The following is a 2,508-nucleotide window of genomic DNA, read 5'->3' as shown; positions in this document are numbered from 1 at the left end:
CTCTTCAACGCTCTTATGGAAGTTGCCATAAAATGAATCAATCATATCCTGCCACACTTGTCCTCCAGTTGCTATATCATCAAACTCCTTTTCAACTCGAGCTGTGAAACTGAAATCAATCACATTTGGGAAATGCTCTACAAGGAAATCATTTACTACCATTGCGATATTAGTAGGGAAAAGCTTCTGTTTTTCTGCACCAGTAATTTCGGTCTTCACCTCATCATTGAATTTACCTGAAGCAATATTCATTTCTACGTATTTCCTCGGAGTACCATCTCTGGATTCCTTGATTACATATTCTCTTTTCTGAATTGTTGAAATGGTAGGTGCATAGGTAGATGGACGTCCTATTCCTAATTCTTCTAGTTTTTTCACCAAAGAGGCTTCTGTATATCGAGGAGAAGGCCTTGTAAACGTCTCCTTTCCTTTCATTTGCTGTAAAGCTAGCCCTTGTCCAATAGTCAATGGTGGTAGTAAGGATTTGTTTGCATCATCGTCCTCTTCCGGCTCATCATCGGTATCTTCCAAATATACTTTTAAGAATCCATCAAATTTGATGATTTCACCTGTGGCAACAAGGTTTAATTCAGAGTTAGAAATATCAATGGTAATGGTAGTTTTTTCAAGTTCTGCATCAGACATCTGGGATGCAATCGCTCTTTTCCAGATTAAGTCATAAAGACGTTGTTCATTTCTGTCCCCACTAATATGGTTGACCGAAAAATCTGTAGGTCTTATTGCTTCATGAGCCTCTTGAGCACCTTCAGATTTAGTGGCATATTTTCTGGATTTATGGTATTGATCACCGTAAGAATCATGAATCGCCTTTTTCGCAGAATTCATAGCATCATCAGAAAGGTTGACACTATCTGTTCTCATGTAAGTAATTTTTCCGGCCTCATAAAGCTTTTGTGCCACAGACATTGTTTGCGCCACAGAGAAATAAAGTTTTCTACTTGCCTCTTGCTGAAGAGTTGAAGTGGTAAATGGGGCAGCCGGGGATTTTTTACCTGGTTTCTTTTCAAGATTTCCAACTGAAAATTCAGCATTTAAACAAGATTTGAGAAATTTCTCAGCTTCCTCTTTTGTCTCGAATTTTTTCGGTAGTTCCGCTTTAAAGGTCTTTCCTTCAACTTCAAAGATTGCTGAAATCTTAAAGCTTGATTTAGAATTGAAATGCTCAATCTCTCTTTCACGATCAACGATCAGACGAACCGCTACAGATTGTACCCTTCCTGCAGAAAGTCCGGTTTTAATTTTCTTCCAAAGAATAGGAGATAACTCAAAGCCTACCAATCTGTCAAGGATCCTTCTTGCCTGTTGGGCATTTACCAAATCAATGTCAATTCCTCTCGGGTTTTCTATGGCTTTGGTGATTGCATTTTTAGTAATTTCTCTAAATACAATTCTTTTGGATTGGTCCTCTTTAAGTTTCAATACCTCTTTTAAATGCCAGGAAATAGCTTCTCCTTCACGGTCATCATCACTGGCAAGGAATACCATTTCAGAATCCTTAACCAATGCTTTTAAATTTTTGATTACTTCCTTTTTATCAGCTGTAACCTCATAAGTAGGTTCAAATCTGTTTTTAACATCAATTGCTTTATCTCCTTTTGGGAGATCTCTCACATGCCCGTAGCTGGAAACAACCTTATAATCACTACCTAAATAACCTTCTATGGTTTTAGCTTTTGCTGGGGACTCGACAATGACAAGGTTTTTCGACATAAAAATCAATTTTTTTTGGGCTGTTATGCCCGATTTGGAATGCTAAAAATAGACGGCATTGTTTTTCGATCCAAATAAATAAAAATTCATTCCTGTTAATTGGAGGGATTTTTGATAATTATTTTGGGTAATCAAGTCACTTAATCCAATCACTATGAAGCAATTATTTTTACTTAGGCATGGGGAAGCAGGATTTTCTGAAGGAACAGATTTTCAGAGACAATTGACTCAAAAAGGGATTGAAAGGTTAAATAGGATGGGGTCAGGATTAAAAAGTAGATCTCTTTCTGTTGATTTGATGTATTGTTCTACTGCGAGAAGAACTATGGAAACTGCCTCAATTATCCATGATTATATTACCATAAAAGAAGAAATTTTTATAAAAGAGATTTATGGAGGAAATCTTGGAGATTTGATTCATTTGTTGGAAAATATTCCGATTCAAGTGAATTCTTGCTTAATCATTGGACATAATCCCATTTTAAGCCTTTTAGTAGCAAACCTTTCAGGAGAAAGTTATATCAATCTTCAGCCTGGAATGCTAGCTCATTTGGAACTGGAAATTGATGATTGGAGAATGGTAGGATTTGATTCAGGAATATTGAAAGAGATTTTCCAGTAGAAACCTGAAGTAGTATATTTTTTTAATTCTTTAATACGATTATCCGCAATGATGCCAGTATGCTTAATTTCTTTGTTTTACTGGCTCGAAGACCGATGACGGAAGACCGAAGAATCGATTTCTTTTCAATTTACCGAATTCTATGTCGCTTTAGA

2 protein-coding genes are annotated in these 2,508 nt (G+C 36.4%); one reads left to right on the top strand and one right to left on the bottom strand.

Annotated features, from left to right (window positions below; all coding sequences use genetic code 11):
- A partial coding sequence (gene topA, locus Q0L68_RS19570) for a type I DNA topoisomerase (protein WP_296705928.1) occupies positions 1 to 1,731 on the bottom strand: 1,731 nt, incomplete at its 3' end.
- Between the two features lie 154 nt (positions 1,732 to 1,885).
- Between topA and sixA the strand changes: the two genes are divergently transcribed.
- On the top strand, positions 1,886 to 2,353 hold the full coding sequence (gene sixA, locus Q0L68_RS19565; protein ID WP_296705927.1) for a phosphohistidine phosphatase SixA: 468 nt from the start codon (positions 1,886 to 1,888) through the stop codon (positions 2,351 to 2,353).
- The last annotated feature ends 155 nt before the right edge of the window (positions 2,354 to 2,508 follow it).

It is taken from the genome of Algoriphagus sp., assembly GCF_024642405.1.
Lineage (GTDB): Bacteria > Bacteroidota > Bacteroidia > Cytophagales > Cyclobacteriaceae > Algoriphagus.
Note: the sequence above shows the minus strand (reverse complement) of the source record. Positions and strands in the feature narration are given on the sequence as shown.